Annotated in this window: 28 protein-coding genes; 9 read left to right on the plus strand and 19 right to left on the minus strand. The window is 72.4% G+C overall.

The genetic code is table 11. The annotated features are described in order from the left end of the window. Positions 1-3: 3 nt before the first annotated feature. From AB0I91_RS06060 to AB0I91_RS06085, 6 genes are all read right to left on the minus strand, one after another. On the minus strand, positions 4-588 hold the full coding sequence (locus AB0I91_RS06060; RefSeq protein ID WP_499635539.1) for a Uma2 family endonuclease: 585 nt from the start codon (positions 586-588) through the stop codon (positions 4-6). A gap of 150 nt (positions 589-738) precedes the next feature. Then, positions 739-1524, minus strand: a complete 786-nt coding sequence (gene trpA, locus AB0I91_RS06065) for a tryptophan synthase subunit alpha (protein ID WP_499607415.1) — start codon at positions 1522-1524, stop codon at positions 739-741. Continuing rightward, positions 1521-2744: a tryptophan synthase subunit beta gene (gene trpB / locus AB0I91_RS06070; protein ID WP_498784388.1), complete on the minus strand. Its 1224-nt coding sequence runs from the start codon at positions 2742-2744 to the stop codon at positions 1521-1523. Before trpB ends, trpA begins: the two co-directional genes overlap by 4 nt. Before the next feature lie 20 nt (positions 2745-2764). Next, a complete protein-coding gene (trpC, locus tag AB0I91_RS06075; protein WP_499635542.1) occupies positions 2765-3574 on the minus strand; it encodes an indole-3-glycerol phosphate synthase TrpC in 810 nt (269 codons plus the stop codon). Between the two features lie 210 nt (positions 3575-3784). Next, positions 3785-4264, minus strand: a complete 480-nt coding sequence (locus AB0I91_RS06080; protein ID WP_499607411.1) for a Trp biosynthesis-associated membrane protein — start codon at positions 4262-4264, stop codon at positions 3785-3787. Further along, on the minus strand, positions 4257-5798 hold the full coding sequence (locus AB0I91_RS06085) for an anthranilate synthase component I (RefSeq protein WP_498784391.1): 1542 nt from the start codon (positions 5796-5798) through the stop codon (positions 4257-4259). The genes AB0I91_RS06080 and AB0I91_RS06085 overlap by 8 nt, the downstream gene beginning before the upstream one ends. Positions 5799-5894: 96 nt before the next feature. Between AB0I91_RS06085 and AB0I91_RS06090 the strand changes: the two genes are divergently transcribed. Then, positions 5895-6509 carry a TetR/AcrR family transcriptional regulator gene (locus tag AB0I91_RS06090; RefSeq protein WP_498784392.1) on the plus strand — a complete coding sequence of 205 codons (615 nt, stop codon included), beginning with the start codon at positions 5895-5897 and terminating at the stop codon, positions 6507-6509. 4 nt (positions 6510-6513) lie between these two features. On the opposite strand, the gene hisI is transcribed toward AB0I91_RS06090, so the two are convergent. From hisI to hisF, 3 genes are read right to left on the minus strand one after another with little or no spacing between them, the layout of a single operon-like run. Next, positions 6514-6867 (minus strand): phosphoribosyl-AMP cyclohydrolase, encoded by a 354-nt coding sequence (gene hisI, locus AB0I91_RS06095; protein WP_498784393.1) that lies wholly within the window; start codon positions 6865-6867, stop codon positions 6514-6516. After that, entirely contained in the window at positions 6864-7241 is a 378-nt protein-coding gene (locus AB0I91_RS06100) for a hypothetical protein (RefSeq protein ID WP_498784394.1), read from the minus strand. Before AB0I91_RS06100 ends, hisI begins: the two co-directional genes overlap by 4 nt. Next, the gene (gene hisF, locus AB0I91_RS06105) at positions 7241-8014 is read right to left on the minus strand and encodes an imidazole glycerol phosphate synthase subunit HisF (RefSeq protein WP_498784395.1); all 774 of its coding nucleotides are present in this window, start codon (positions 8012-8014) and stop codon (positions 7241-7243) included. The genes AB0I91_RS06100 and hisF overlap by 1 nt, the downstream gene beginning before the upstream one ends. 330 nt (positions 8015-8344) lie before the next feature. On the opposite strand from hisF, the gene AB0I91_RS06110 reads away from it, so the two are divergent. From AB0I91_RS06110 to AB0I91_RS06120, 3 genes are all read left to right on the plus strand, one after another. Continuing rightward, positions 8345-8548 carry a cold-shock protein gene (locus AB0I91_RS06110; RefSeq protein WP_033437808.1) on the plus strand — a complete coding sequence of 68 codons (204 nt, stop codon included), beginning with the start codon at positions 8345-8347 and terminating at the stop codon, positions 8546-8548. 79 nt (positions 8549-8627) lie between these two features. Next, positions 8628-8993, plus strand: coding sequence for a PPOX class F420-dependent oxidoreductase (locus AB0I91_RS06115; RefSeq protein WP_498784396.1), 366 nt, complete (start codon positions 8628-8630; stop codon positions 8991-8993). A gap of 49 nt (positions 8994-9042) precedes the next feature. Next, positions 9043-9768, plus strand: a complete 726-nt coding sequence (locus AB0I91_RS06120; protein ID WP_499635545.1) for a Clp protease N-terminal domain-containing protein — start codon at positions 9043-9045, stop codon at positions 9766-9768. On the opposite strand, the gene priA is transcribed toward AB0I91_RS06120, so the two are convergent. The 5 genes from priA to AB0I91_RS06145 are packed head-to-tail and all read right to left on the minus strand — an operon-like array spanning position 9731 to position 13238. Beyond that, positions 9731-10465 carry a bifunctional 1-(5-phosphoribosyl)-5-((5-phosphoribosylamino)methylideneamino)imidazole-4-carboxamide isomerase/phosphoribosylanthranilate isomerase PriA gene (priA, locus tag AB0I91_RS06125; protein ID WP_498784398.1) on the minus strand — a complete coding sequence of 245 codons (735 nt, stop codon included), beginning with the start codon at positions 10463-10465 and terminating at the stop codon, positions 9731-9733. The two genes, AB0I91_RS06120 and priA, sit on opposite strands and share 38 nt — an antisense overlap. Before the next feature lie 9 nt (positions 10466-10474). Then, entirely contained in the window at positions 10475-11110 is a 636-nt protein-coding gene (gene hisH, locus AB0I91_RS06130) for an imidazole glycerol phosphate synthase subunit HisH (RefSeq protein WP_498784399.1), read from the minus strand. 56 nt (positions 11111-11166) lie between these two features. Then, positions 11167-11637 carry a hypothetical protein gene (locus tag AB0I91_RS06135; RefSeq protein ID WP_499607401.1) on the minus strand — a complete coding sequence of 157 codons (471 nt, stop codon included), beginning with the start codon at positions 11635-11637 and terminating at the stop codon, positions 11167-11169. A 9-nt stretch (positions 11638-11646) separates the two neighbouring features. Further along, on the minus strand, positions 11647-12537 hold the full coding sequence (locus AB0I91_RS06140; RefSeq protein WP_499607639.1) for a transketolase family protein: 891 nt from the start codon (positions 12535-12537) through the stop codon (positions 11647-11649). An 8-nt stretch (positions 12538-12545) separates the two neighbouring features. Beyond that, a complete protein-coding gene (locus AB0I91_RS06145) occupies positions 12546-13238 on the minus strand; it encodes a thiamine pyrophosphate-binding protein (RefSeq protein ID WP_498784403.1) in 693 nt (230 codons plus the stop codon). Positions 13239-13309: 71 nt separating this feature from the next. Here AB0I91_RS06145 and soxR point away from each other — a divergent pair, with 71 nt between their 5' ends. Together soxR and AB0I91_RS06155 are read left to right on the plus strand one after the other, a co-directional pair. Beyond that, on the plus strand, positions 13310-13753 hold the full coding sequence (gene soxR, locus AB0I91_RS06150) for a redox-sensitive transcriptional activator SoxR (RefSeq protein ID WP_498784419.1): 444 nt from the start codon (positions 13310-13312) through the stop codon (positions 13751-13753). Positions 13754-13804: 51 nt separating this feature from the next. Next, complete coding sequence (locus AB0I91_RS06155; RefSeq protein ID WP_498784421.1) at positions 13805-14320, plus strand: RNA 2'-phosphotransferase; 516 nt, start codon at positions 13805-13807, stop codon at positions 14318-14320. Here AB0I91_RS06155 and AB0I91_RS06160 read toward each other — a convergent pair. From AB0I91_RS06160 to hisD, 5 genes are all read right to left on the minus strand, one after another. After that, a complete protein-coding gene (locus AB0I91_RS06160; RefSeq protein WP_498784405.1) occupies positions 14292-14882 on the minus strand; it encodes a TetR/AcrR family transcriptional regulator in 591 nt (196 codons plus the stop codon). The genes AB0I91_RS06155 and AB0I91_RS06160 overlap by 29 nt on opposite strands. Positions 14883-15075: 193 nt before the next feature. Next, positions 15076-15231: a CG2302 family histidine operon protein gene (locus AB0I91_RS06165; protein ID WP_498784407.1), complete on the minus strand. Its 156-nt coding sequence runs from the start codon at positions 15229-15231 to the stop codon at positions 15076-15078. Beyond that, positions 15232-15831 (minus strand): imidazoleglycerol-phosphate dehydratase HisB, encoded by a 600-nt coding sequence (gene hisB, locus AB0I91_RS06170; RefSeq protein WP_230567160.1) that lies wholly within the window; start codon positions 15829-15831, stop codon positions 15232-15234. After that, positions 15828-16931, minus strand: coding sequence for a histidinol-phosphate transaminase (locus AB0I91_RS06175; protein WP_498784409.1), 1104 nt, complete (start codon positions 16929-16931; stop codon positions 15828-15830). Before AB0I91_RS06175 ends, hisB begins: the two co-directional genes overlap by 4 nt. Further along, on the minus strand, positions 16928-18244 hold the full coding sequence (hisD, locus tag AB0I91_RS06180; protein WP_498784411.1) for a histidinol dehydrogenase: 1317 nt from the start codon (positions 18242-18244) through the stop codon (positions 16928-16930). The genes AB0I91_RS06175 and hisD overlap by 4 nt, the downstream gene beginning before the upstream one ends. 155 nt (positions 18245-18399) lie before the next feature. Here hisD and AB0I91_RS06185 point away from each other — a divergent pair, with 155 nt between their 5' ends. The 3 genes from AB0I91_RS06185 to AB0I91_RS06195 all read left to right on the plus strand — a co-directional run bounded on the left by AB0I91_RS06185 (position 18400) and on the right by AB0I91_RS06195 (position 21500). Continuing rightward, positions 18400-19713: a M14 family metallopeptidase gene (locus tag AB0I91_RS06185; protein ID WP_499607394.1), complete on the plus strand. Its 1314-nt coding sequence runs from the start codon at positions 18400-18402 to the stop codon at positions 19711-19713. Between the two features lie 177 nt (positions 19714-19890). Continuing rightward, a complete protein-coding gene (locus AB0I91_RS06190) occupies positions 19891-20505 on the plus strand; it encodes an RNA polymerase sigma factor (protein WP_499607392.1) in 615 nt (204 codons plus the stop codon). Further along, the gene (locus AB0I91_RS06195; RefSeq protein WP_499635549.1) at positions 20502-21500 is read left to right on the plus strand and encodes a hypothetical protein; all 999 of its coding nucleotides are present in this window, start codon (positions 20502-20504) and stop codon (positions 21498-21500) included. Before AB0I91_RS06190 ends, AB0I91_RS06195 begins: the two co-directional genes overlap by 4 nt. Position 21501 lies beyond the last annotated feature (1 nt).

The raw sequence follows: 21501 nt of genomic DNA on the forward strand, positions 1-21501 counted from the left end.
GTCCTACGGCGACAGCTCGATTGTTACCGGGAAGGGTCGTTCGAGCTTCAGCACGCCGCCCTCGCTGCGCGCCGCCTCCACGTACTCCCCTGCCCGCAACTCGAACATCGTCGCGGTGACGTCGCCGCCTTCCGGATCCACGACCAGGTAGAACGGAATACCGGCATCGGCGTAGAGCTTCCGCTTCAGCACCAGGTCGTTGACCCGGTTACTGGGTGACAGCACCTCCCCTGCCACTACCAGGTGCGCCGCCGGGAGAAGCAAGCCCTCTTCACCTGCCACGTTGACGGTGAAGTCCGGAATGAGCATCCGAGTGCCGGAAATCTCGAGGTTGAGTCCTGGGAGTGCCTCCAAGCCCGGCGGGCAGGCAGCGTCGAAAGCCGTGGCGATGCGGAAGAGCAAGCGCTGGTGGCGGAGGTTGCCGATCGGGCTCATGATCAGCGACCCGTCGACGAGTTCGACCCGCTGCGACGAGTCCTCCGGGAGCGCCATGACTTCGTTCAGCGTCCAGGGTCCGTCGTGTGCCAGCAGTGGGTGGGAGTACTCGTAGTCGGCGAGTGTCGATCCGTAGTCCGCCGGCAGAGCCATGCGACATCACCTCCGGTGCCAACCCGACGCACGCCAGTGTCGCACGTCGGGTTGTGGATGAGCTTGATCACGAGCCCAGGATGCCGACGCGCACCGACAATTCCGACGCCCAAAAGACGCCGAATGGACTAGTTCACTCGAACGTGCGTGCTAGACGGCCGCTGCCGCTTGGCGCACCCCGCCGGCCAACTCCTCGGTCAACGCCGCCACGGTGTCGTCCTGCACGGCCGACACGAACGCCGAGCCCACGATGACCCCGTCCGCGAACGCCGCCAGCTCCGCCGCCTGAGCGCCGTTGCGCACGCCCAACCCGACCCCGATCGGCATGTCCGTGTGCTCACGCACCCGCTTGACCAGCGCCGGAGCCGCCGACGACACCACGTCGCGCGCACCCGTCACGCCCATCACGGACGTCGCGTACAAGAACCCGCGCGACGACCGCGCCGTCAGCGAGATCCGCTCCTCCGTGGACGACGGCGCCACCAGGAAGATCCGGTCCAGGTCGTGGGCGTCCGTCGCCTCGATCCACGAAGCGCCCTCGTCCGGCACGAGGTCGGGCGTGATGACGCCGAGCCCGCCGGCCGACGCCAGGTCGCGGGCGAACCGGTCCACCCCGTAGGCCAGCACCGGGTTCCAGTACGTCATCACGACCGCACGCCCACCGGCCGCCGCCACCGACTCGACCACGCCGAACAGGTCACGCACCCGGAACCCGCCGCGCAACGCCTGCTCGGCCGCGCGCTGGATGGTGACGCCGTCCATCACGGGGTCGGAGAACGGCAGACCGACCTCCACCAGGTCGCACCCGGACGACACCATCGTCCGCAGCACGTCCTTCGAGCCCTCGAGCGTGGGGTACCCGGCGGGCAGGTACCCGATCAGGGCCGCCCGCGACTCCGCCCGACAAGCCGAGAAAACCGGATCAAGCCTGCTCACGACTCCACCCCCAGCCCGAACCACTTGATCGCGGTGTCCATGTCCTTGTCGCCGCGCCCGGACAGGTTGACCAGGATCAGCCCGTCCGGCCCCAGCTCGCGGCCGAGCACCAGCGCGCCGGCCAGGGCGTGCGCCGACTCGACCGCCGGGATGATGCCCTCCTCCCGCGACAGCAGCGCGAACGCCTCCATCGCCTGGGCGTCGGTCACCGGCCGGTACTCGGCCCGCCCGCTGTCCTTCAGGAACGCGTGCTCGGGGCCGACGCCGGGGTAGTCCAGACCGGCCGAGATGGAGTGCGCCTCGGCGATCTGCCCGTCTTCGTCCTGCAGCACGTACGACATGGCCCCGTGCAGCGACCCGGGCGTGCCCGCGGTCAACGTCGCGCCGTGCCGGGCGGTCTCGATGCCGTCGCCGCCGGGCTCCAGGCCGACCAGCCGCACGGACGGGTCGTCGATGAAGCCGTGGAAGATGCCGATGGCGTTGGACCCGCCGCCGACGCACGCGGCCACCACGTCGGGCAGCCGGCCCGCCTTGTCCAGGATCTGCTCGCGCGCCTCGATGCCGATGATCCGGTGGAAGTCGCGCACGAGCACCGGGAACGGGTGCGGCCCGGCGGCCGTGCCGAGCAGGTAGTGCGTGTCGTCGACGTTGGCGACCCAGTCGCGCAGCGCCTCGTTGATGGCGTCCTTCAACGTGCGCGAGCCGGTCTTCACCGGGACGACCTTCGCGCCGAGCAGCCGCATCCGGGCCACGTTGAGCGCCTGCCGCTCGGTGTCGACCTCGCCCATGTAGACGACGCAGTCCAGGCCCATCAGGGCGCAGGCGGTGGCCGTGGCCACGCCGTGCTGGCCGGCGCCGGTCTCGGCGATGACCCGCTTCTTGCCCATCCGCTTGGTCAGCAGCGCCTGGCCCAGCACGTTGTTGATCTTGTGCGAGCCGGTGTGGTTGAGGTCCTCGCGCTTGAGGAAGATCCGCGCGCCGCCCGCGTGGGCGGCGAACTTCGGCGCCTCCGTGAGCAGCGACGGCCGTCCGGCGAAGTCGCGCAGCAGGCGCGCGAACTCGTCGAGGAACTCGGGGTCGACCCGCGCCTTCTCGTAGAAGGCGGCGAGCTCGTCCACCGCGGCGATGAGCGCTTCCGGCATGAACCGGCCGCCCCACGGCCCGAAGTGGCCCCGCTCATCCGGGTCGTGGGGTGTCGGAGCCAACTGGCCGCGCGCCATGCGCTCTCCTCCTACGGGTCTTACCGGCTCGGCCGGGGACAGGCGGGGTGCGACCCCGCCGTCACCAGCTTGTTCACCGCGACCTTGGGGTCGCCGCTCGTCACCAGGCTCTCGCCGACCAGCACCGCGTCGGCGCCCGCGCCCGCGTACGCCATCAGGTCGCCCGGTCCGGTGACGCCGGACTCGGCGATCTTGATGGTGTCGAAGGGCAGGCCGGGCGCGATCCGCCCGAACACGTCCTTGTCCACTTCCAGGGTGTGCAGGTTGCGCGCGTTCACGCCGATGACGCTCGCACCCGCCTCCAGCGCGCGGTCGGCCTCCTCGGCCGTGTGCACCTCGACCAGGGCCGTCATGCCGAGCGACTCCACCCGGTCGAGCAGCGACACCAGCGCGTTCTGCTCCAACGCCGCCACGATCAGCAGCACCAGGTCCGCGCCGTGCAGGCGCGCCTCGTGCACCTGGTACGGGCTGACGATGAAGTCCTTGCGCAACAGGGGGACGCCCACCGCCGCGCGCACCGCGTCGAAGTCCGCCAGCGACCCGCCGAACCGGCGGCCCTCGGTCAGCACGCTGATCGCCCGCGCGCCGCCGAGCTCGTACTGCGCGGCGAGTTCCGCGGGCTCCGGGATGTCGGCCAGCTGCCCCTTGGACGGGCTGCGCCGCTTGACCTCGGCGATCACGCCGACGCCCGGTCCGCGCAGGATCGACATCACGTCCTGCGGCGGCGGCACCTTCGCCGCCTTCTCCCTGAGCACGTCGAAGGGCAGTGCCGCCTCGCGCTCGGCGAGGTCCTCGCGGACGCCTTCGATGATCGACTCGAGCACGGTCATCCGCGCACCTCGCTCGACTCCGTCAGACCTTCCGGTTCAGTCGCAAGCTCCCGCACGTCATGCTCCCCTTCCCGCCACGAGGATGCTAACCCCGCAGCGAACCCCGTCCGGCCACCGGGGTAGGCCCGTTCGCGCAGTTGACCAGGGCCCTTGCGAGCCGACGTGCGCAAACGTGCGGAGCCGGCGCGTCAGCCGGTCGTCAGCACGAGGTCAGTCCCGGTCCGTGGGATCGTCGCCGCGCTCCAGCGCGTTCCACAGCTCCCGCTCGGGGTCGGTGGTCCGCTTGGCCGCGCCGGGCGTCTGGTAGCCGCCGCCCAAGCGGGGCATGGCCGAACCGCGCACGACGAGCAGCACGCCCGCCGCGACCGCGAGCGCCGCGCCGAGCAGCACGAGACCGCGACCGGTCACCGGCCCCTCGGCGTCCACTCCTTGGAACGCCGCCGCCGCGCCCGCCAGCAGCACCACGACGCCGAGCACCCGCCGCACCCAGCCGCTCAACGCCACCACGGCGGCGATCGCGGCCAGGCACAGCAGCGCCAACGGGGTCAGCGCGGGCACGACGTCGCCGCCCCTTCGGTCCGCCGAAGCGTCCCAGGACAGGGCGGAGGCGCCCCACAACGCCACCGCGGCGAGCAGCAGGAGCGCCACCACGATCCACAGTGGACGCCGGGCCGCGGACCGCTCAGACACGGGCCGGGTCCACCGCCGGGGCCATGGTCTGCGCGGTCGCGATCGCCGAGAGCACGGCGCCTGCCTTGTTCAGGCACTCGTTGTCCTCGGCGACCGGGTCCGAGTCGGCCACGATGCCGCCGCCCGCTTGCACGTACGCCACGCCGTCGCGCACCAGGGCGGTGCGGATGGCGATGGCGGTGTCCGCGTCGCCGGCGAAGTCCAGGTAGCCGACGACACCGCCGTACAGGCCGCGGCGGGTGGGTTCCAGCTCCTCGATCAGCTCCATCGCGCGCGGCTTGGGCGCGCCGGACAGGGTGCCCGCCGGGAAGCACGCCGCGACCGCGTCGAACGCCGTCCGGCCCTCCGCGAGCTCGCCGGTCACCGTGGACACGATGTGCATGACGTGGCTGTACCGCTCGACCTTGAAGAAGTCGACCACGGTCACCGAGCCGGGCTTGCACACCCGGCCCAGGTCGTTGCGGCCCAGGTCGACCAGCATCAGGTGCTCGGCGCGTTCCTTGTGGTCGGCCAGCAGGTCCTTCTCCAGCAGGGCGTCTTCCTCGTCGTCGACGCCCCTCCACCGGGTGCCCGCGATCGGGTGAGTGGTGGCCTTGCCGTCGCGCACCGTCACCAACGACTCCGGGCTGCACCCGACGATGTCGAAGTCGTCCAGCCGCAGCAGGTACATGTATGGGCTCGGGTTGGACGTGCGCAGCACGCGGTAGATGTCGAGAGGGTCGGCGGTGGTGCGCATCTCGAACCGCTGCGACAGCACGACCTGGAACGCCTCACCGGCCCGGATGGCCTCCTTGGCCTTCTCCACGACCGCGTAGTGCTCCTGCTGGGAGCGGCGGCGCACGAACTCCGGCTTGGGCCGGGCGAACACCGCGGCGGTGGGCGGCGCGGGGCTCTGCAGGTCCTGGGTCATCGCGTCGAGCCTGGCCACCGCGTCGTCGTAGGCCGCGTCGACGCGTTCCGGCGAGTCGTCCCAGTTGATGGCGTTGGCGATGAGCGTGACGGTGCCCTCGTGGTGGTCCAGCGCGGCCAGGTCGGTGGCCAGCAGCATCACCAGCTCCGGCACCTTCAGGTCGTCCTCGGCCAGCGACGGCAGCCGCTCCAGCCGCCGCACGGCGTCGTAGCCGATGTAGCCGACCATCCCGCCGGTCAGCGGCGGCAGGCCGGGCAGCGGGTCGGTGCGCAGCACCTCGATGGTCTCGCGCAGCGCCACCAGCGGGTCGCCGCCCTCAGGCAGGCCGACGGGGTGCGGCCCGAGCCAGAACGCCTCGCCGCCGGTCGCGGTCAACGCCCCCGCGCTGCGCGCGCCGACGAACGACCAGCGCGACCAGGAGCGGCCGTTCTCGGCCGACTCGAACAGGAACGTGCCCGGTCGGTCCGCCGCGAGCTTGCGGTACAGCCCGACGGGCGTCTCCGCGTCCGCCAGCAGCCGCCGCACCACCGGGATGACCCGCCGCTGGGCGGCGAGCTCGCGGAACTCCTCGCGCGTCGGGCTGACCTCGCCCAGACCCGCACCTGCACCGATGACGCTCACCATGGGCGACATTGTGCCGGTTGCGCCTATACGGATGTTCGGCCGGGCCCTATTTCAACGCACGTTGAAAAACGGTGGGGCTTACCGCATGATGATGGCGTGAACACCGGCTCGAACCAAACCGAACCCAAGCGCCGCGGTCGACGGGCGGGCGGCGAGGACACCAAGGCCGCGCTGCTGGCCGCCGCGCGCGAGATCTTCGTCGAACGCGGCTACGAGGGCGCCACCGTCCGGTCCATCGCGGCGCGGGCCGGTGTGGACGCGGCCATGGTCAACCACTGGTTCGGCGGCAAGGAAGCCCTGTTCGCCAAGGCCGTGCTCCAGGTGCCGGTCGACATCCACGCGCTGGTCGACCGCATCCTCGACGGCCCGGACGAGGAGATCGGCGAGCGGATCGTGCGCAACTTCCTCGGCATCTGGGACCCCATCGGCGGCGGCCAGTTCGCCGCGATGGTGCGCAGCGTGACGTCGCACGACCAGGTGGCCGACGTGCTGCGCGCCTTCTTCGTGGGCACCCTGCTCAAGCGGGTCGTCGCGCACCTCGACGTGCCGGACGGCGAGCTGCGCGCGACGCTGGTGGCCAGCCAGATCTTCGGCATGGGCATGGTGCGGTACGTGCTCAGGTTCGAGCCGATCGCCTCGGCGGACGTGGAGACGATGGTCAAGGCCATCGCGCCCAACCTCCAGCGCTACCTGACCGGGGACATCGGCTGAGCGGTCAGCCCTCGGGGCCGAGCAGCACGGTGGCGTCGAAGCACGTCGCGTCACCGGTGTGGCAGGCGGCGCCGACCTGGTCCACGACCAGCAGCACCGTGTCGCCGTCGCAGTCCAGCCGCACCTCGTGCACGTGCTGCGCGTGCCCGGACGTCTCGCCCTTCACCCACAGCTGCTGCCGGCTGCGCGAGTAGTACGTGGCGCGGCGGGTGGTGAGCGTGCGGTGCAGGGCCTCGTCGTCCATCCACGCCACCATCAGCACCTCCCCGGTGCCGCGCCGCTGCGCCACGGCGCACACCAGGCCGTCGGCGGTGCGCTTGAGCCGTGAGGCGATGGACGGGTCGAGCGCGCTGGTCAACGCTGTCCTCCGAAGAAGTGGATCCGGGCGGGCTTGGTGTTGAGCATGACCACGCCGAAGACGTGGGCCGCGGACAGCAGGCCGGAGAGCACGCGGAGCCACACCGGCCCCTGGTTGAGCACCGCGAGCAGGTGGATCAGCGCGACCAGGCCGAAGACGAGCGCCGCCGTCAGCCGGGCCGGGCGCAGGCCCGCCACCAGGCCGCCGACCGCGAGCAGCTCCAGCACGGCGACGATCACCGGGAACCTGACCCAGCTCGAGTCGTTCTCGACCTGCCACTGGACCAGGCCCATGAGCACGAACGCCAGGCCGCCGGCCGCGCCGATCAGGGTCGCGAGGAACACCTCGACGGGCGCGTTGCGCGGGTTCGGCATCAGCGCACCACCACGCCCGCGTCGCGCAGGCTCTGCTTCACGTCGCCGATGCGCAGCGTGCCGAAGTGGAACACGCTGGCCGCGAGCACCGCGTCCGCGCCCTCGGCCACGGCCGGCGGGAAGTGCTCCACCGCGCCCGCGCCGCCGCTGGCGATCAACGGCACGTCGACCACCGCGCGGGTGAGCCGGATCAGCTCCAGGTCGAACCCGGCCTTGGTGCCGTCGGCGTCCATCGAGTTCAGCAGGATCTCGCCGACGCCCAGCTCCTGGCCCCGCGCGGCCCACTCGACCGCGTCGATGCCGGTGCCCTTGCGGCCGCCGTGCGTGGTGACCTCGAACCCGGACGGGGTCGGCGGCTCGCCCTCGGGCACGCGCCGCGCGTCCACCGACAGCACGATGCACTGGGCGCCGAACCGGCGGGAGAGCTCGCCGAGCAGCTCGGGCCGGGCGATCGCGGCCGTGTTCACGCTCACCTTGTCCGCGCCCGCCCGCAGCAGCTTGTCCACGTCGTCCGCGGCGCGCACGCCGCCGCCCACCGTGAGCGGGATGAACACCTGCTCCGCCGTGCGGCGGACCACGTCGAAGGTGGTCTCGCGGTCGCTGGAGGACGCCGTCACGTCGAGGAACGTCAGCTCGTCCGCGCCCTCCGCGTCGTAGGCCCGCGCCAGCTCGACCGGGTCGCCCGCGTCGACGAGGTTGGTGAAGTTCACACCCTTCACGACCCTGCCCCGGTCGACGTCCAGGCAGGGGATCACGCGCACCGCGACTGACATGGCCAAAAGCCTACGTGGACGCCCTGAGCGGCCGACTTCCGGTGCCGGAGCGCTCGACTCGGGTGTTCCGGACGCAGGACACGCGCGACCCGGACGCGGGACACGCGGGTCCCAAACGTGGGACGCACGACACCTGAACGTGGGATTCACGGCCGCTGGTGGGCGACGCGGCGGGAAAAGTGTGGTTCACTTGTGGAGGTCGCAAGTTTTGTGTTCGTGTCATCCACGCTCGCGAAACATTGTTTGAGCGTGTGATTCCTCAGGGTCAGCGTTTGGACCGGCCCCAGCGGGTGCGTTCGCCCCGTTGGTAGCTGTATGAGGAGTACAAAGATGGCGCAGGGCACCGTGAAGTGGTTCAACTCGGAGAAGGGCTTCGGCTTCATCTCCCCCGAGGATGGCGGCGCGGACGTGTTCGTGCACTACTCGGAGATCCAGAGCGGCGGCTACCGCAGCCTGGAAGAGAACCAGCGGGTGAGCTTCGATGTCGGCCAGGGCGCCAAGGGCCCCCAGGCGACGAACGTGACGGTCATCTGACCTGGCGTTGCTCGTGAAGAGCCCCGTTCCCCTCGTGGGAGCGGGGCTCTTCCGCATTTCGCGGCTAACGTTGCCGGTCATGGACCTCGCTGCCGGCAAGTACCTCTTGTTGACCACCTTCCGCAAGGACGGCACCGCCGTGCCGACACCCGTCTGGGCGGCCGGCGCCGACGGCGCGCTGTACGTGTGGTCCGCCGCCGACGCGGGCAAGGTCAAGCGCATCCGCCGCAGCGGCGACGTGCGCGTCGGACCGTGCGACTTCCGGGGTCAGCCGACCGGCGAGCAGGTCCCGGCCACCGCGCGGCTGCTCGACGGCCCCGGCAGCGACCGCGTGCGGTCCCTCATCGCGAAGAAGTACGGCGTGATGGGCAGGCTCACCCTGCTCGGCAGCCGGATCCGCCGCGGCCGCGACGGCACGATCGGCATCGAGATCACGCCCGCGTAGCGTCAACCCGGAGTTGACCCGTCGCGCTGCGTCAACCTACAGTTGACGGGTGGTAGCTCCCCCGGTCCAGCTCACGGACCTGATCGTCACCGTCGCGTCGGAGCACACCGACGTGCTGGGCAGACTGGCCGCCGCCGTGGAGCTGAGCGGCCAGCTCGACGAGCTGGGCGATCACCTCATCGGGCACTTCGTGGACGAGGCGCGGCGCGCGGGCGCGAGCTGGGCCGAGATCGGCGAGAGCCTCGGCGTCACCAAGCAGGCCGCGCAGAAGCGGTTCGTGCCCAAGGAGTCGCCGGACCTGAAGCCGAGCTTCGACCGCTACACCGACCGGGCCCGGCGGGTCGTGGTGCTGGCCCGCCACCACGCCCGGTTCAGCGAGCGCATCGGCACCGAGCACATCCTGCTCGGCCTGCTCGACGAGTCCGGCGGCCTGGCCGCCAAGACCATCGCCAAGCTGGAGGCCTCGGAGGGCACCACGCGGATGGCGGTGCTCCACGAGCTGGACGGCGCGGTCCGGCAGCGGCCCGAGCCGCAGCCGTTCACCACGCACTGCAAGAAGGCGCTGGAGCTGGCCGTGCGGGCGTCGCTGCGCCGGGGCCACGCGTTCGTCGGCACCGAGCACCTGCTGCTCGGCCTGCTCGCCGAGAAGGAAGGCGCCGCGGCCAAGGCCCTCGAACGCACGGGCGTCACCGAGGAAGCCGCGGAGGCCTACATCGTCCGCGAGATCGACGAGGCGATCAACCGCGCACGGCGGCCAGCGCCTCCGGGAGCGTGAACGCGCCCGCGTAGAGCGCCTTGCCCACGATCGCGCCCTCGACGCCGTCGCGCGACAGCGCCGCCAGCGCGACCAGGTCGTCCACACTGGACACACCGCCCGAGGCGATGACCGGCGCGTCGGTGCGCGCGCACACCTCGCGCAGCAGGTCCACGTTCGGGCCCTGGAGCGTGCCGTCCTTGCCGACGTCGGTGACCACGTAGCGGGCGCAGCCGTCGCGGTCCAGCCGCTCCAGCACCTCCCACAGGTCGCCGCCGTCCTTCGTCCAGCCGCGCGCGGCCACCCGGTGGCCCTGCTCGGTGATCCGCACGTCGAGGCCGACCGCGATCTTCTCGCCGTGCTCGGCGACGACCTTCGCGCACCACACCGGGTCCTCCAGCGCGGCCGTGCCCAGGTTCACCCGCGCGCAGCCGGTCGCGAGCGCGGCGGCCAGCGACGCGTCGTCGCGGATGCCGCCGGACAGCTCGACCTGGACGTCCAGCTCGCCGACCACGCGGGCCAGCAGCTCGCGGTTGCTGCCGCGGCCGAACGCGGCGTCGAGGTCGACCAGGTGCACCCACTCGGCGCCGTCGCGCTGCCAGGCGAGCGCGGCGTCCAGCGGGTCGCCGTAGTTGGTCTCGGTGCCGGCCTCGCCCTGCACGAGCCGAACGGCCAGGCCATCGGCCACGTCAACAGCCGGGAGCAGCGTGAAAGTCACGCGTTCAGCCTAGTTGAAGCTCTTGAGCCAGTTCTCCAGCAGGTGCGCGCCCGCGTCGCCGGACTTCTCCGGGTGGAACTGGGTCGCCCACAGCGGACCGTTCTCCACCGCCGCGACGAACTCGTCGCCGCCGTGCTCGGCCCACGTCACCAGCGGCGCGCGGAGCGGCCCGGACTCGGGCAGCTCCCACTTGCGCACGCCGTAGGAGTGCACGAAGTAGTACCGGGTGTCCTGGTCGAGGCCGGCGAACAGCTCGGTGTCCTCGGGGGTGCGGACGGTGTTCCAGCCCATGTGGGGCACGACCGGGGCCTCCAGCCGCTCCACCGTGCCCGGCCACTCGCCGCAGCCCTCGGTGAGCACGCCGTGCTCGATGCCCCGTTCGAACAGGATCTGCATGCCGACGCAGATGCCGAGCACGGGACGCCCACCGGCGAGCCGCTGCCCGATGAGCCGGCCGCCCTTGATCGCGTCCAGCCCGGCCATGCACGCGGCGAACGCGCCGACGCCGGGCACCACCAGGCCGTCCGCGTCGAGCGCGGCCCGGTGGTCGGACGACACCTCCACGTCGGCGCCGACGCGCTGGAGGGCGCGCTCGGCGGAGCGGATGTTGCCGAATCCGTAGTCCAGCACAACGACCTTGGGCACCCATCCAGCGTAGTCGCCACGCAGCGCACCGGGAGCGTGCGGTCCGCCACGACCCGTCAGGCCAACCCGCCCTGCGTCACCGGGACCACCGGCAGGACCGTGTTGATCGGCAGGCCGGCGCGGTCCGGCAGCGCGGTCACCCACGTGTCGGCGCGGCCCTCGTCCACCAGCGCGCGCACCTCGGCGACGTCGGCGGGCAGGTCGGCGGGCCGCGGTCGGGCGTCGAGCCGCCACCAGCGCAGCAGGCCGACCAGGCGGCGGGCCGAGCCCGTGGAGCCTGCCTGCTCGCCGTCGGTCCACACCTCGGCGGTGGGAGACCAGCGCAGCAGCAGCGCCGCCGCGCCGGTCTCCCTGACCTGCTCGGCCAGCCGGAACGCCGCCGGGAACCCGATCTGCCTGCGCGGCAGCAGCACCGTCCCGGACGCCACCGGGACCAGTGCCGCGGGCCCCGCGGCGGCGCGGTGCAGGTTCAGCTGCAGCTCCGCGGTCGGCGCGGGTGTCCAGATCAGGGTTCTCGGCGCGCTCACAGGCAGAGATCATGCCGCAGCGGCCGGGTGCCCGAACATCCGACGCACGGCCGCGGCGACGCCGAGCACGTCGAGGTCGTGCGCCGAATCGTGGTCCTCGGCCGTGCCGTAGGCGCGCAGCTCGGAGTCGCGCCGCACGCCGAGCGACCGCAGCCGGTGCGGCACGTCCGCCAGCGCCTCGGCCGCCAGGTGCGCCGACGTGCCCTCCAGGTACGGCTCGACCAGCAGCACGTCCGCGCGGTCGGCCCGGCGCACCGCCGCCTGCAGCCCGGCCGCGTCGAACGGCCGCACGGTGGTCGCGTAGAGCACCGTCACGTCCGCGTCCCGGGTGGCCGCCAGCACGGTGTCGAGCATCGGCCCGACCGCCACCACCACGCCCTGCCCGCCGCGCCGGACCTCGGTGAACCCCTCGACCACCGGGTGCGGCGCGCTGTTCTCGCGCAGGGAGAGCCGGATGTAGACCCGGTCGTCGCGCGCCAGCGCGTCCCGCACGATCGGACCCACCTCGTCCGGGTGGCCGGGCACGCGCACCGTCCAGCCGGGCAGGGTGCCGAACAGCGCCACGTCACCGGGCGCCTGGTGCGTGCGGCCCCACACCGGGTCGTCGTAGGAGCCGCCGATGCTGACCAGCACGCCGCCCAGGTCCTGGTGGCCGAAGTCCAGCTTGATCTGCTCGAACGGCCGCTCGACCAGGAACGGGGCGTAGGTGTGCACGACCGGCCGCAGCCCGCTCAGCGCCAGCCCCGCGCCCACGCCGACCATGGCCTGCTCGCGGATGCCGACGTTGATCACCCGCTCGTGCGGCGCGAACGCGTCCCGCGAGATCTCCGCCAGCACGACCGCGACCCGCGGGTCGTGCCGCATCACGTCCTCGACGGTGTCCACGAACACCTGGCGCATCGACGTCGTCACCGCTCCCCCTTGCCGATCTCCGCCACCACGACCAGCGGACGGCCGGGGTGCTCCTGCGTGAACGCCCCGTGCAGCGCCTCGTGGTCCCGTCCATCCACAGTGGACGTCTGCCACCCCTCGACCTCGAACCGCTTCGCCACCCCGCCGGGCCAGCCGTGCGTGCCGGAGGCGTTGTCCACCACGACGGTGACGAGCCGGTCCAGGCCGAGCCGGCCGGCCAGCGCGATCGCCTCGTGGTTGCTGCCCTCGTCCAGCTCCGCGTCCCCGACCAGCACGAACGTCCGCGCGGCCCGGCCCTGGGCGCGCAGCCCGAGCGCGGTGCCGACGGCGATCGGCAGGCCGTGCCCGAGCGAGCCGCTGCTGATCTCGACACCGTTGACCAGCACGCGGTCCGGGTGCTGACCCAACGGCGAGTCCCACGCGGTCCAATCGTCCAGAGTGGACGGATCGAGGTAGCCCTTCGCGGCCAGCACGGCGTAGTACGCCATCGGACCGTGCCCCTTGGAGAGCAGGAACCGGTCGCGGTCCGGGTCGTCCACCCGGTCCGGCGCGACGTCCAGCACCCGGTCGTAGAGCACCCACAGCACGTCCAGCGTGGACGCCGCCGCCCACTCGTGCTTCTCGTCCCCTGTCATCCGCCGGAACAACGCGGGGATCTCCGCGAAGCCCGGCTTGTCCTTGACTGCCATGAACCCACGAAACAACTTCGACTTAGGTCGAGGTCAAGACCTAGGATGGGCACGTGAGCAAGTTGCCGGAGATGTTGACCATCGGCCAAGTGGCCGAACGCAGCGGGGTGCCGCACACCGCGCTGAGGTTCTACGAGGAAAGAGGGTTGATCACCTCCGAGCGCACGGCGGGCAACCAGCGCCGGTACCCGCGCCACGTGCTGAGGCGGCTGGCGTTCATCCGCACCGCGCAGCGGGTCGGACTGTCGCTGGAGGACGTGCACGACGCGTTGGCGACCCTGCCGGAGAACCGCACGCCGACCAAGACCGACTGGAGCAGGCTGTCGGCGAGCTGGCAGGTGGAGCTGGACGCCCGGATCGACGCGTTGCGGCGGCTGCGCGACCGGCTGACGTCGTGCATCGGGTGCGGGTGCCTGTCGCTGCGCAGCTGCTCCCTGCACAACCTCGACGACGAGCAGGCCGCCGACGGGCCCGGCGCGCCCAAGCTCAAGCCCGCCCTCGAAGGTGGCACCTGAAATCCGGTTGTGCCGCGTGCTGCACTGGAGGTCGTGCAAGAGAAGAAGCAGATGGTCCGCTTGTCGAAGCGGATGGCGAAGGTGCTGCGCCACGACCCGGGAAGGGTCGGGTTGACGCTCGACGCCGCCGGGTGGGTCGACCTCGACGACCTCGTGCGCGCCCTGGGCGTGAGCCGGGCGCAGGTGCTGGAGGTGGTGGCGGACAACGACAAGCAGCGGTTCGCGATCGAGGACGGGCGTATCCGGGCCAGCCAGGGCCACACCGTGGAGGTGTCATTGGACCTGCCGGTGACCGAGCCGCCCGCCGAGCTGTACCACGGGACCGTCGGTCGGTTCCTGCCCGACATCTTCCGCGAGGGGCTGCGGCCGATGGCGCGGCACGACGTGCACCTGTCCGCGAGCGTGGAGACGGCCGTCCGGGTCGGGTCGCGCCGGGGCAAGCCGGTGGTGCTGGTGGTCGACGCCGCGGCCATGGCCGCCGACGGCCACGAGTTCCGGGTCAGCGCCAACGGCGTGTGGCTGGCGGCCGCCGTGCCGCCTAACTACCTGCGAGAACACGTCTCGTGAGCCAGTCGAGGCCCGCGACCACCTCGTCCGGGCCGAGGCCGCGCACCTGTCTTTGGTACTGGTAGACCTCGGGGGCCAACGGCGCCATCAAGGCGTCCACCACGGCCGCCGGCGCGCCGTCCACCAGCGAGGCGACGTGCCGCCGCCAGAAGCCGTAGGCGCCCGCCCGGAACCGCGCACCGCCCGTCTCCGCGCCGAGCACCAGGTGCAGGTGCCGTTCGAGCAGGCCGACCATGGCCCGGTAGAACGCGGCCAGCCGTTCGTCGGGGGACGCGCCCGGTCCCAGCGGCGGCGGACCGGTGAGGATGCGGTCCTGGATGTCGGACTCGTGCTCGTCCAGCAGCGCCTGCGCGATCGAGGTCGTGTCCGGGTAGCGCCGGTAGAGCGTCGCCCGGCCCACGCCCGCGGCCCGCGCGATGTCCTCCATCGTCACGCCGACCGCCCCGCCCGCGGCGGCGAACACGCCTTCCGCGGCGGCGAGCACCCTGGCCCTGTTGCGGGCCGCGTCGGCCCGCTCCCGAGGGCGACCGGCGGTGGTGGCGGCCTCGGCCGGTGACGACATGTGACCAACCATACGCAGACAGCCAAACCGCCGGCGTCCGCCGCCCCGAACGTTCGACCCGGCTGTTCCGAACGCAGGACACGCCTGACCTGAACGCAGGACACGCCGGCCCTGAGCATTCGACACGCGGGACCTGAGCGTTCGACACGCGCGGGTGTCGAACGCTCAGGTCGGCCGGGTTCCGCGTTCGGGGCTACAGGAGCCAGGCGACGGCGGCGCCCACGGCGACGACGGTCAGGACCAGCAGGACGATCGCCAGGCCGCGGGCCGTCTTCCAGGTGCTGTAGACACCGCCGCCCAGGAAACCGGCCAGCGCGATCAGGCCGATGACCACGTATTCCTTCGGCATCTACAGAACGCCCTTGGTCGACGGCACGCCGCCCACCCGCGGATCCGGCTCGACGGCCGCGCGCAGCGCCCGCGCGATCGCCTTGAACTGCGCCTCGGCGATGTGGTGCGGGTCGCGCCCGTACTCCACCCGCACGTGCAGCGCGATCCCCGCGTGGAACGCCAGCGAGTCGAACACGTGCCGGTTCAGCACGAACGGGTAGTTGCCGCCGATCGTGAAGGTGTTGAACTGCTCCGGCTCGCCCACGTGCACGCAGTACGGCCGCCCGGACACGTCCACCGCCGCGTGCGCCAGCGTCTCGTCCATCGGGATCCACGCGTCGCCGAACCGGCGGATGCCCGCCTTGTCGCCCAACGCCTCCCGCAACGCCTGCCCGAGCACGATCGCCACGTCCTCCACGGTGTGGTGCGCGTCGATCTCCACGTCACCGGTCGCCCGGACGACCAGGTCCAACGACCCGTGCACGCCCAGCGCGGTGAGCATGTGGTCGTAGAACGGCACCCCGGTGCCGATCTCGACCTGCCCGGTGCCGTCGAGGTCCACCTCGACGTACACCGACGATTCCCTGGTGGTCCGCTCCACCTTGCCGACCCGGCTCACCGGTCAACCTCCTTGCTCGCCGCGAGGAACGCGTCGTTCTCCTCCGGAGTGCCGACCGTCACCCGCAGATGTCCGGCGATGCCGACGTCCCTGATCAGCACACCGCGTTCCAAGTACGACCGCCACGTGGCGTGCGCGTCGTCGAACCACCCGAACAGCACGAAGTTCGCGTCGCTCGGCACCACCGAGAACCCGAGACCGGCCAGCGAGTCCACCACCCGGTCGCGCTCGGCCGCCAGCTTCGCCACCGAGCCGAGCGTCTCCGACGCGTGCCGCAACGACGCCCGCGCCGCCGCCTGCGTCAGCGCCGACAGGTGGTACGGCAGCCGCACGAGCTGCAACGCGTCCACCACGGCGGGCGCGGCGGCGAGGTAGCCCAGCCGGCCGCCGGCGAACGCGAACGCCTTGCTCATGGTCCGGCTGACGATCAGCTTCGCCGGGTAGTCGTCCAGCAGCACGACCGCGCTCTGCCGCGACGAGAACTCCGCGTACGCCTCGTCCACCACGACCATGCCGGGCGACGCCTCGATCAGCACGCGCAGGTCGTCCACCGGCAGGCTCTGCCCCGTCGGGTTGTTCGGGCTGGTCACGAACACCACGTCCGGAGCGCGCTCGGCGACGATCTCGGCCGCGCGCTCCACGTCCAGCGAGAAGTCGGCGCGGCGGGGCGTCGGCGCCCACTCCGTGCGGGTGCCCGCGGCGATGATCGGGTGCATCGAGTACGACGGCTCGAAGCCCAGCGCCGAGCGGCCCGGCCCGCCGAACGCCTGCAGGATCTGCTGGAGCACCTCGTTCGACCCGTTCGCCGCCCACAGGTTCGCCGAGGTCAGCGGCACGCCCGTGGACGAGGCGAGGTAGGCGGCCAGGTCCTCGCGCAACGCCACCGCGTCCCGGTCCGGGTAGCGGTGCAGCTCGCCCGCGATGGCCGCCACCTCGCGCACCACGTCCTGCACCAGGGCGGGCGTGGGCGGGTACGGGTTCTCGTTCGTGTTCAGCCGGACGGGCACGTCCAGCTGAGGCGCGCCGTACGGCGTACGCCCGCGCAGGTCCTCCCGCAGGGGCAGGTCGACCAGCTCGACCCGGGATCCGATGGGCCTCATCCGCGGAACCTCGCCGTCACGGCTTGGCCGTGCGCGGGCAGGTCCTCGGCGTTCGCCAGCGCCACGACGTGCGACGACACCTCGCGCAACGCGTCCTCGCTGTAGTCGACGACGTGGATGCCGCGCAGGAACGTCTGCACCGACAGCCCCGACGAGTGCCGCGCGCACCCGGCGGTGGGCAGCACGTGGTTGGAGCCCGCGCAGTAGTCGCCCAGCGACACCGGCGAGTGCGCGCCCACGAAGATCGCGCCGGCCGCGCGCACGCGGGCGGCGACCTCCCGCGCGTCGGCCGTCTGGATCTCCAGGTGCTCGGCGGCGTAGGTGTCCGCCACCCGCAGCCCCTCGTCCAGGCTCGACACCAGCACGGTGCCGGACTGCCTGCCGGCCAGCGCCGTCCGCACGCGCTCGCGGTGCTTGGTCGCGTCGACCTGCCGCGCCAGCTCGGCGTCCACCGCGTCCGCCAGCTCCGTCGAGGTCGTCACCAGCACGCTCGCGGCCAGCGTGTCGTGCTCGGCCTGGCTGATCAGGTCGGCGGCCACGTGCACCGGGTCGGCCGTGTCGTCGGCCAGGATCAGGATCTCGGTCGGCCCGGCCTCGGCGTCGATGCCGATCAGGCCGCGCAGCAGCCGCTTGGCGGCGGTCAGGTAGATGTTGCCGGGCCCGGTCACCAGGTCCGCCGGCTCCAGGAGCCGGCCGTCGGTGTCCGTGCCGCCGTACGCCAGCAGCGCGACGGCGAGCGCGCCGCCCACGGCCCACACCTCCGTGACGCCGAGCAGCGCGGCGGCGGCCATGATCGTCGGGTGCGGCAGGCCGCCGAACTCCGCCTGCGGCGGCGAGCACACCACCAGCGACTCGACGCCCGCGATCTGCGCCGGCACCACGTTCATGACCACGGTGGACGGGTAGACGGCCAGGCCGCCGGGCGCGTACAGGCCGACCCGGGACACCGGCACCCAGCGCTCGGTGACCGTGCCGCCGGGCACGACCTGGGTGGTCGTGTCGACCCGGCGCTGGTCGGCGTGCACCTTGCGGGTGCGCGCGATGGACTCCTCCAGCGCCGCGCGCACGGCCGGGTCCAGCTCGGACAGCGCGCGCTCCAGCTCGGCGGCGGGCACGCGGATCGACGCCGGGCGCACCTTGTCGAACTTCTCGCCGTGCTCCAGCACGGCCTCCACGCCCCGTTCGCGCACGTCGTCCACGAGCGGCCGGACGTGATGCAGCACCGCGTCCACGTCGACCTCGGCGCGCGGCAGCGCGGCGCGCAGTTCGGCGGGTGACGGGACACGACCTCGCAGGTCGATGCGGTTGAGCATGCCCACAAGGGTAAGGCGTCGCCAATTCCGTCAACTGTCAGCCTGGCCACGAGTGGTGAACCCGACAAACGGCGGCTACCTCGATCCGTGAGCAGGGGGCCACGCTGCGTATCGCACGCATCTCCGTCGCAAACCCTGCTGATGATGGAGGCTTGATGTTCACCAAGCGGCGCGGCCTTGTGGCCGCCGCATTGCTCGCGAGCGTGGCCCTGGTGCTCCCCGCGCACCCCGGGTCCGCTCAGACGGCGACCGCGCAACCGACCGAGCGGACCGTGTTCGAGGTCACCGCCACCACCCCCGAGGCGCGCACGAAGGTCGCCCGGACCGGCGTCGACGTGCTCGGCCAGAACGGCGACACGCTCACCGTGATCGCCGAACCCCGCCAGCAGTGGTTGCTGCGGGCCACCGGGCTGCCGATGCGCGACACCGGTGACGCCGACGCCCAGCTCGCGGGCCTGGGCAAGGCGGACTTCGCGGACCCCCAGCTCGGCGCGCAGGACTTCCCGTCCGGCTACACCGGCTACCACAACTACGCGGAGATGGTCGCCGAGCTGAACCAGACCGTCCGCGACCACCCGAACCTCGTCACGCTGCGCAGCATCGGCAAGTCGTACCAGAACCGCGACCTGTGGATGATCAAGATCAGCGACAACCCGTCGGTCGACGAGTCCGAGCCCGAGGTGCTGTTCACCTGCAACCAGCACGCGCGGGAGCACCTGACCGTGGAGATGTGCCTGCACATCATCAAGCGGTACACGGACAACTACGCGTCCAACGCGGCCGTCAAGGGCGCGGTCGACAGCCGCGAGATCTGGGTCATCCCCAGCGTCAACCCGGACGGCGCCGAGTACGACATCGCGACCGGCTCGTTCCGGGCGTGGCGCAAGAACCGGCAGCCGAACTCCACCGCGACCGGCACCGACCCGAACCGCAACTGGGGCCACCAGTGGGGCTGCTGCGGCGGCTCCAGCGGCAGCGGTTCGAGCGACACCTACCGCGGCCCGTCGGCGTTCTCCGCGCCGGAGACCGCCCGGGTCCGCGACTTCGTCGGCACGCGCGTGGTCGGCGGTGTGCAGCAGATCAAGTCGCACATCGACTGGCACACGTTCTCGGAGCTGATCCTGTGGCCGTACGGCTACACCTACAACGACACCGCCGCGGGCCTGGACGCCACCCAGGCCAACGTGTTCCAGACCATGGGCAGGCGGATGGCCGCGCTGAACGGCTACACGCCGCAGCAGGCCAGCGACCTCTACATCACCGACGGCAGCGTCGACGACTGGATGTGGGCCGCCCACGGCATCTGGAGCTACACGTTCGAGATGTACCCCAGGTCCGCGAGCGGCACCAGCGGCTTCTACCCGCGCGACACGCTGATCGCGGCGCAGACCTCGCGCAACGACACCGCGGTGCAGCTGTTCCTGGACTACTCCGACTGCGTCCCGCGCATCACCGGGCGCACCTGCTGACGGCCTCCACGGCCTGATCGACCGGCGTGGGCTCGACGAAGCGGCGGGGCGAGGCCCCGACCACTTCGGCGAGCCCGCGCCTGGTTGGATCACCCCGGCACTGCGGCCGGGCTCCGCGATCCCGGGCCGCGGGCTGCCGGGAGGAGAACCGGATCGCGACTTCGGGCAACAGGAAGCATGACCACGCGCAATCCCCCCGCCGGGCCCGTGCCGCCGACGGAGTCGCCTCCCGGTGTCACCGACGAACACCTGATCGTCGAGTCGCTGACGACCCCCGAGCGGTTCGCGGTGATCTTCGACCGGTACGCGCCGGTCGTGCACGGCTACCTGTCCCGCCGGGTGGGCGCGATGGCGGACGACCTGATGAGCGAGACGTTCCTGCTCGCGTTCCGCGGCCGCACCGGCTACACCCCCGGGCGCGCCCCGGTGCGGGCCTGGCTGTTCGGCATCGCCACCAACCTGGTGCGCCGGCACGCCCGGGACGAGGAACGGCGGTACCGGGCGTTCGGCCGGGCGGCCGGGCACGCGGAGACGACCGCGGAGCTCGGCGAGGTGGCCGCGCGGGTCGACGCCCTGGCGTTGCGGGGCGTGCTGGCCGACGCGCTGGCCGCGCTGCCGCGCGAGGACCTGGACGTGCTGCTGCTGTGGACCTACCCGCAGCTGTCCTACGCCGAGATCGCCGCGGCGCTGGGCGTTCCGCTCGGCACCGTCCGTTCCCGCCTGCACCGCGCCAGGGGCAAGGTCCGCGCCCGGCTCGACGATCGCCGGCTGTCCGCCGAGGAGACCGCATGAACGAGTTCACCGCGCTCCGGGACCACGGCCCGGAGCCGACCCCGCTGGCCGAGGACGTGCTGGCCAGGGCCCGCGCCGACCTGCTGGCCGAGATCCGGGCCGGCGCCCGCCCCGCGGCCGACCGGCCGGTCGGCCTCCGTCGCCGTGCGGTGGTCGTCGCCGCCGCCTCGGCGGCCGTCGTCGTCGTTGTCGGGATCGTCGCCCCCGGCGGCGGCACGCCACCACCACCGCCTGCCGGCGTCGAGCCGCCGGTGCTGGTCGGGTTCGACATGCCGACGCTGCCGCCGGAGCTGAACCCGATCCCGGTCGGGGTGACCGGACCGGGCTTCACCGCGGAACCCGGCTGGCTCGCGGCCGTGTACCGCGGCGCCGACCAGCGACCCGGAGCGCCGCGGAGCTCCATCTACGTCAAGACCCACCGGACCAGGCCGGAGGGCGGCGACGGCGGCCGGGACACGACCTACGCCGGCAAGCCGGCCGTGGTCGAGCGGGTCGACCAGGACGTGCCGGAGTTCCACTCGGTGTCCCTCACCTGGGAGCGGTCGCCCGACCAGTGGATCAAGCTCACCGGCACGGGTGACTTCGCCGACGAGCGGGCCGTGCGCGCGCTCGCCGACACCCTCGTCGACACGGACAAGCGGTTGAGCCTGTCCATCAGCGTCGCGCCCGCCGGTTGGGAGCTGTACGCCTTCAAGGGCCCCGGCCCGGACGGCGACGGGGCGGTCACGTCCGTGCGGGACCCGCGCGCCCCGGACCGCGTCATCCACGTGAGCACCACGGCCGGTCTCGTGCCGAACTACGGCGAGGTCGTCGAAGGCGGCCCCCTGCCGGTCGTCCCGGTGTCCGTCGACGGCCGGCCGGGCGACCTCGTCCACCTGGCCGACGACCGGTGGATGCTGCAGGCCCCGCTGCCCGACGGCCGGGCGTTCCAGCTCCAGGTGCCCGCCGGGTTCACCGAGCGGCAGGTGGTCGAGCTGGCCGAGGGCGTCGGCTGAG

This window comes from Actinosynnema sp. NPDC049800 (assembly GCF_040656635.1).
GTDB lineage: Bacteria > Actinomycetota > Actinomycetes > Mycobacteriales > Pseudonocardiaceae > Actinosynnema.

Coding starts and splice junctions, on each gene's coding strand:
- AB0I91_RS06085 (WP_498784391.1), bottom strand. CDS start 5,798: ATGGTGAGCGTCATCGGTGCAGGTGCGGGTCTGGGCGAGGTCAGCCCG.
- AB0I91_RS06100 (WP_498784394.1), bottom strand. CDS start 7,241: ATGCCGAACCCGCGCAACGCGCCCGTCGAGGTGTTCCTCGCGACCCTG.
- AB0I91_RS06190 (WP_499607392.1), top strand. CDS start 19,891: ATGACCACGCGCAATCCCCCCGCCGGGCCCGTGCCGCCGACGGAGTCG.
- trpB (WP_498784388.1), bottom strand. CDS start 2,744: ATGGCGCGCGGCCAGTTGGCTCCGACACCCCACGACCCGGATGAGCGG.
- AB0I91_RS06145 (WP_498784403.1), bottom strand. CDS start 13,238: ATGGCAGTCAAGGACAAGCCGGGCTTCGCGGAGATCCCCGCGTTGTTC.
- AB0I91_RS06110 (WP_033437808.1), top strand. CDS start 8,345: ATGGCGCAGGGCACCGTGAAGTGGTTCAACTCGGAGAAGGGCTTCGGC.
- AB0I91_RS06155 (WP_498784421.1), top strand. CDS start 13,805: ATGGTCCGCTTGTCGAAGCGGATGGCGAAGGTGCTGCGCCACGACCCG.
- soxR (WP_498784419.1), top strand. CDS start 13,310: ATGTTGACCATCGGCCAAGTGGCCGAACGCAGCGGGGTGCCGCACACC.
- AB0I91_RS06140 (WP_499607639.1), bottom strand. CDS start 12,537: ATGCGCCAGGTGTTCGTGGACACCGTCGAGGACGTGATGCGGCACGAC.
- AB0I91_RS06115 (WP_498784396.1), top strand. CDS start 8,628: ATGGACCTCGCTGCCGGCAAGTACCTCTTGTTGACCACCTTCCGCAAG.
- AB0I91_RS06165 (WP_498784407.1), bottom strand. CDS start 15,231: ATGCCGAAGGAATACGTGGTCATCGGCCTGATCGCGCTGGCCGGTTTC.
- hisD (WP_498784411.1), bottom strand. CDS start 18,244: ATGCTCAACCGCATCGACCTGCGAGGTCGTGTCCCGTCACCCGCCGAA.
- AB0I91_RS06060 (WP_499635539.1), bottom strand. CDS start 588: ATGGCTCTGCCGGCGGACTACGGATCGACACTCGCCGACTACGAGTAC.
- trpC (WP_499635542.1), bottom strand. CDS start 3,574: ATGACCGTGCTCGAGTCGATCATCGAAGGCGTCCGCGAGGACCTCGCC.
- AB0I91_RS06175 (WP_498784409.1), bottom strand. CDS start 16,931: ATGAGGCCCATCGGATCCCGGGTCGAGCTGGTCGACCTGCCCCTGCGG.
- AB0I91_RS06195 (WP_499635549.1), top strand. CDS start 20,502: ATGAACGAGTTCACCGCGCTCCGGGACCACGGCCCGGAGCCGACCCCG.
- AB0I91_RS06160 (WP_498784405.1), bottom strand. CDS start 14,882: ATGTCGTCACCGGCCGAGGCCGCCACCACCGCCGGTCGCCCTCGGGAG.
- AB0I91_RS06185 (WP_499607394.1), top strand. CDS start 18,400: ATGTTCACCAAGCGGCGCGGCCTTGTGGCCGCCGCATTGCTCGCGAGC.
- hisF (WP_498784395.1), bottom strand. CDS start 8,014: ATGTCAGTCGCGGTGCGCGTGATCCCCTGCCTGGACGTCGACCGGGGC.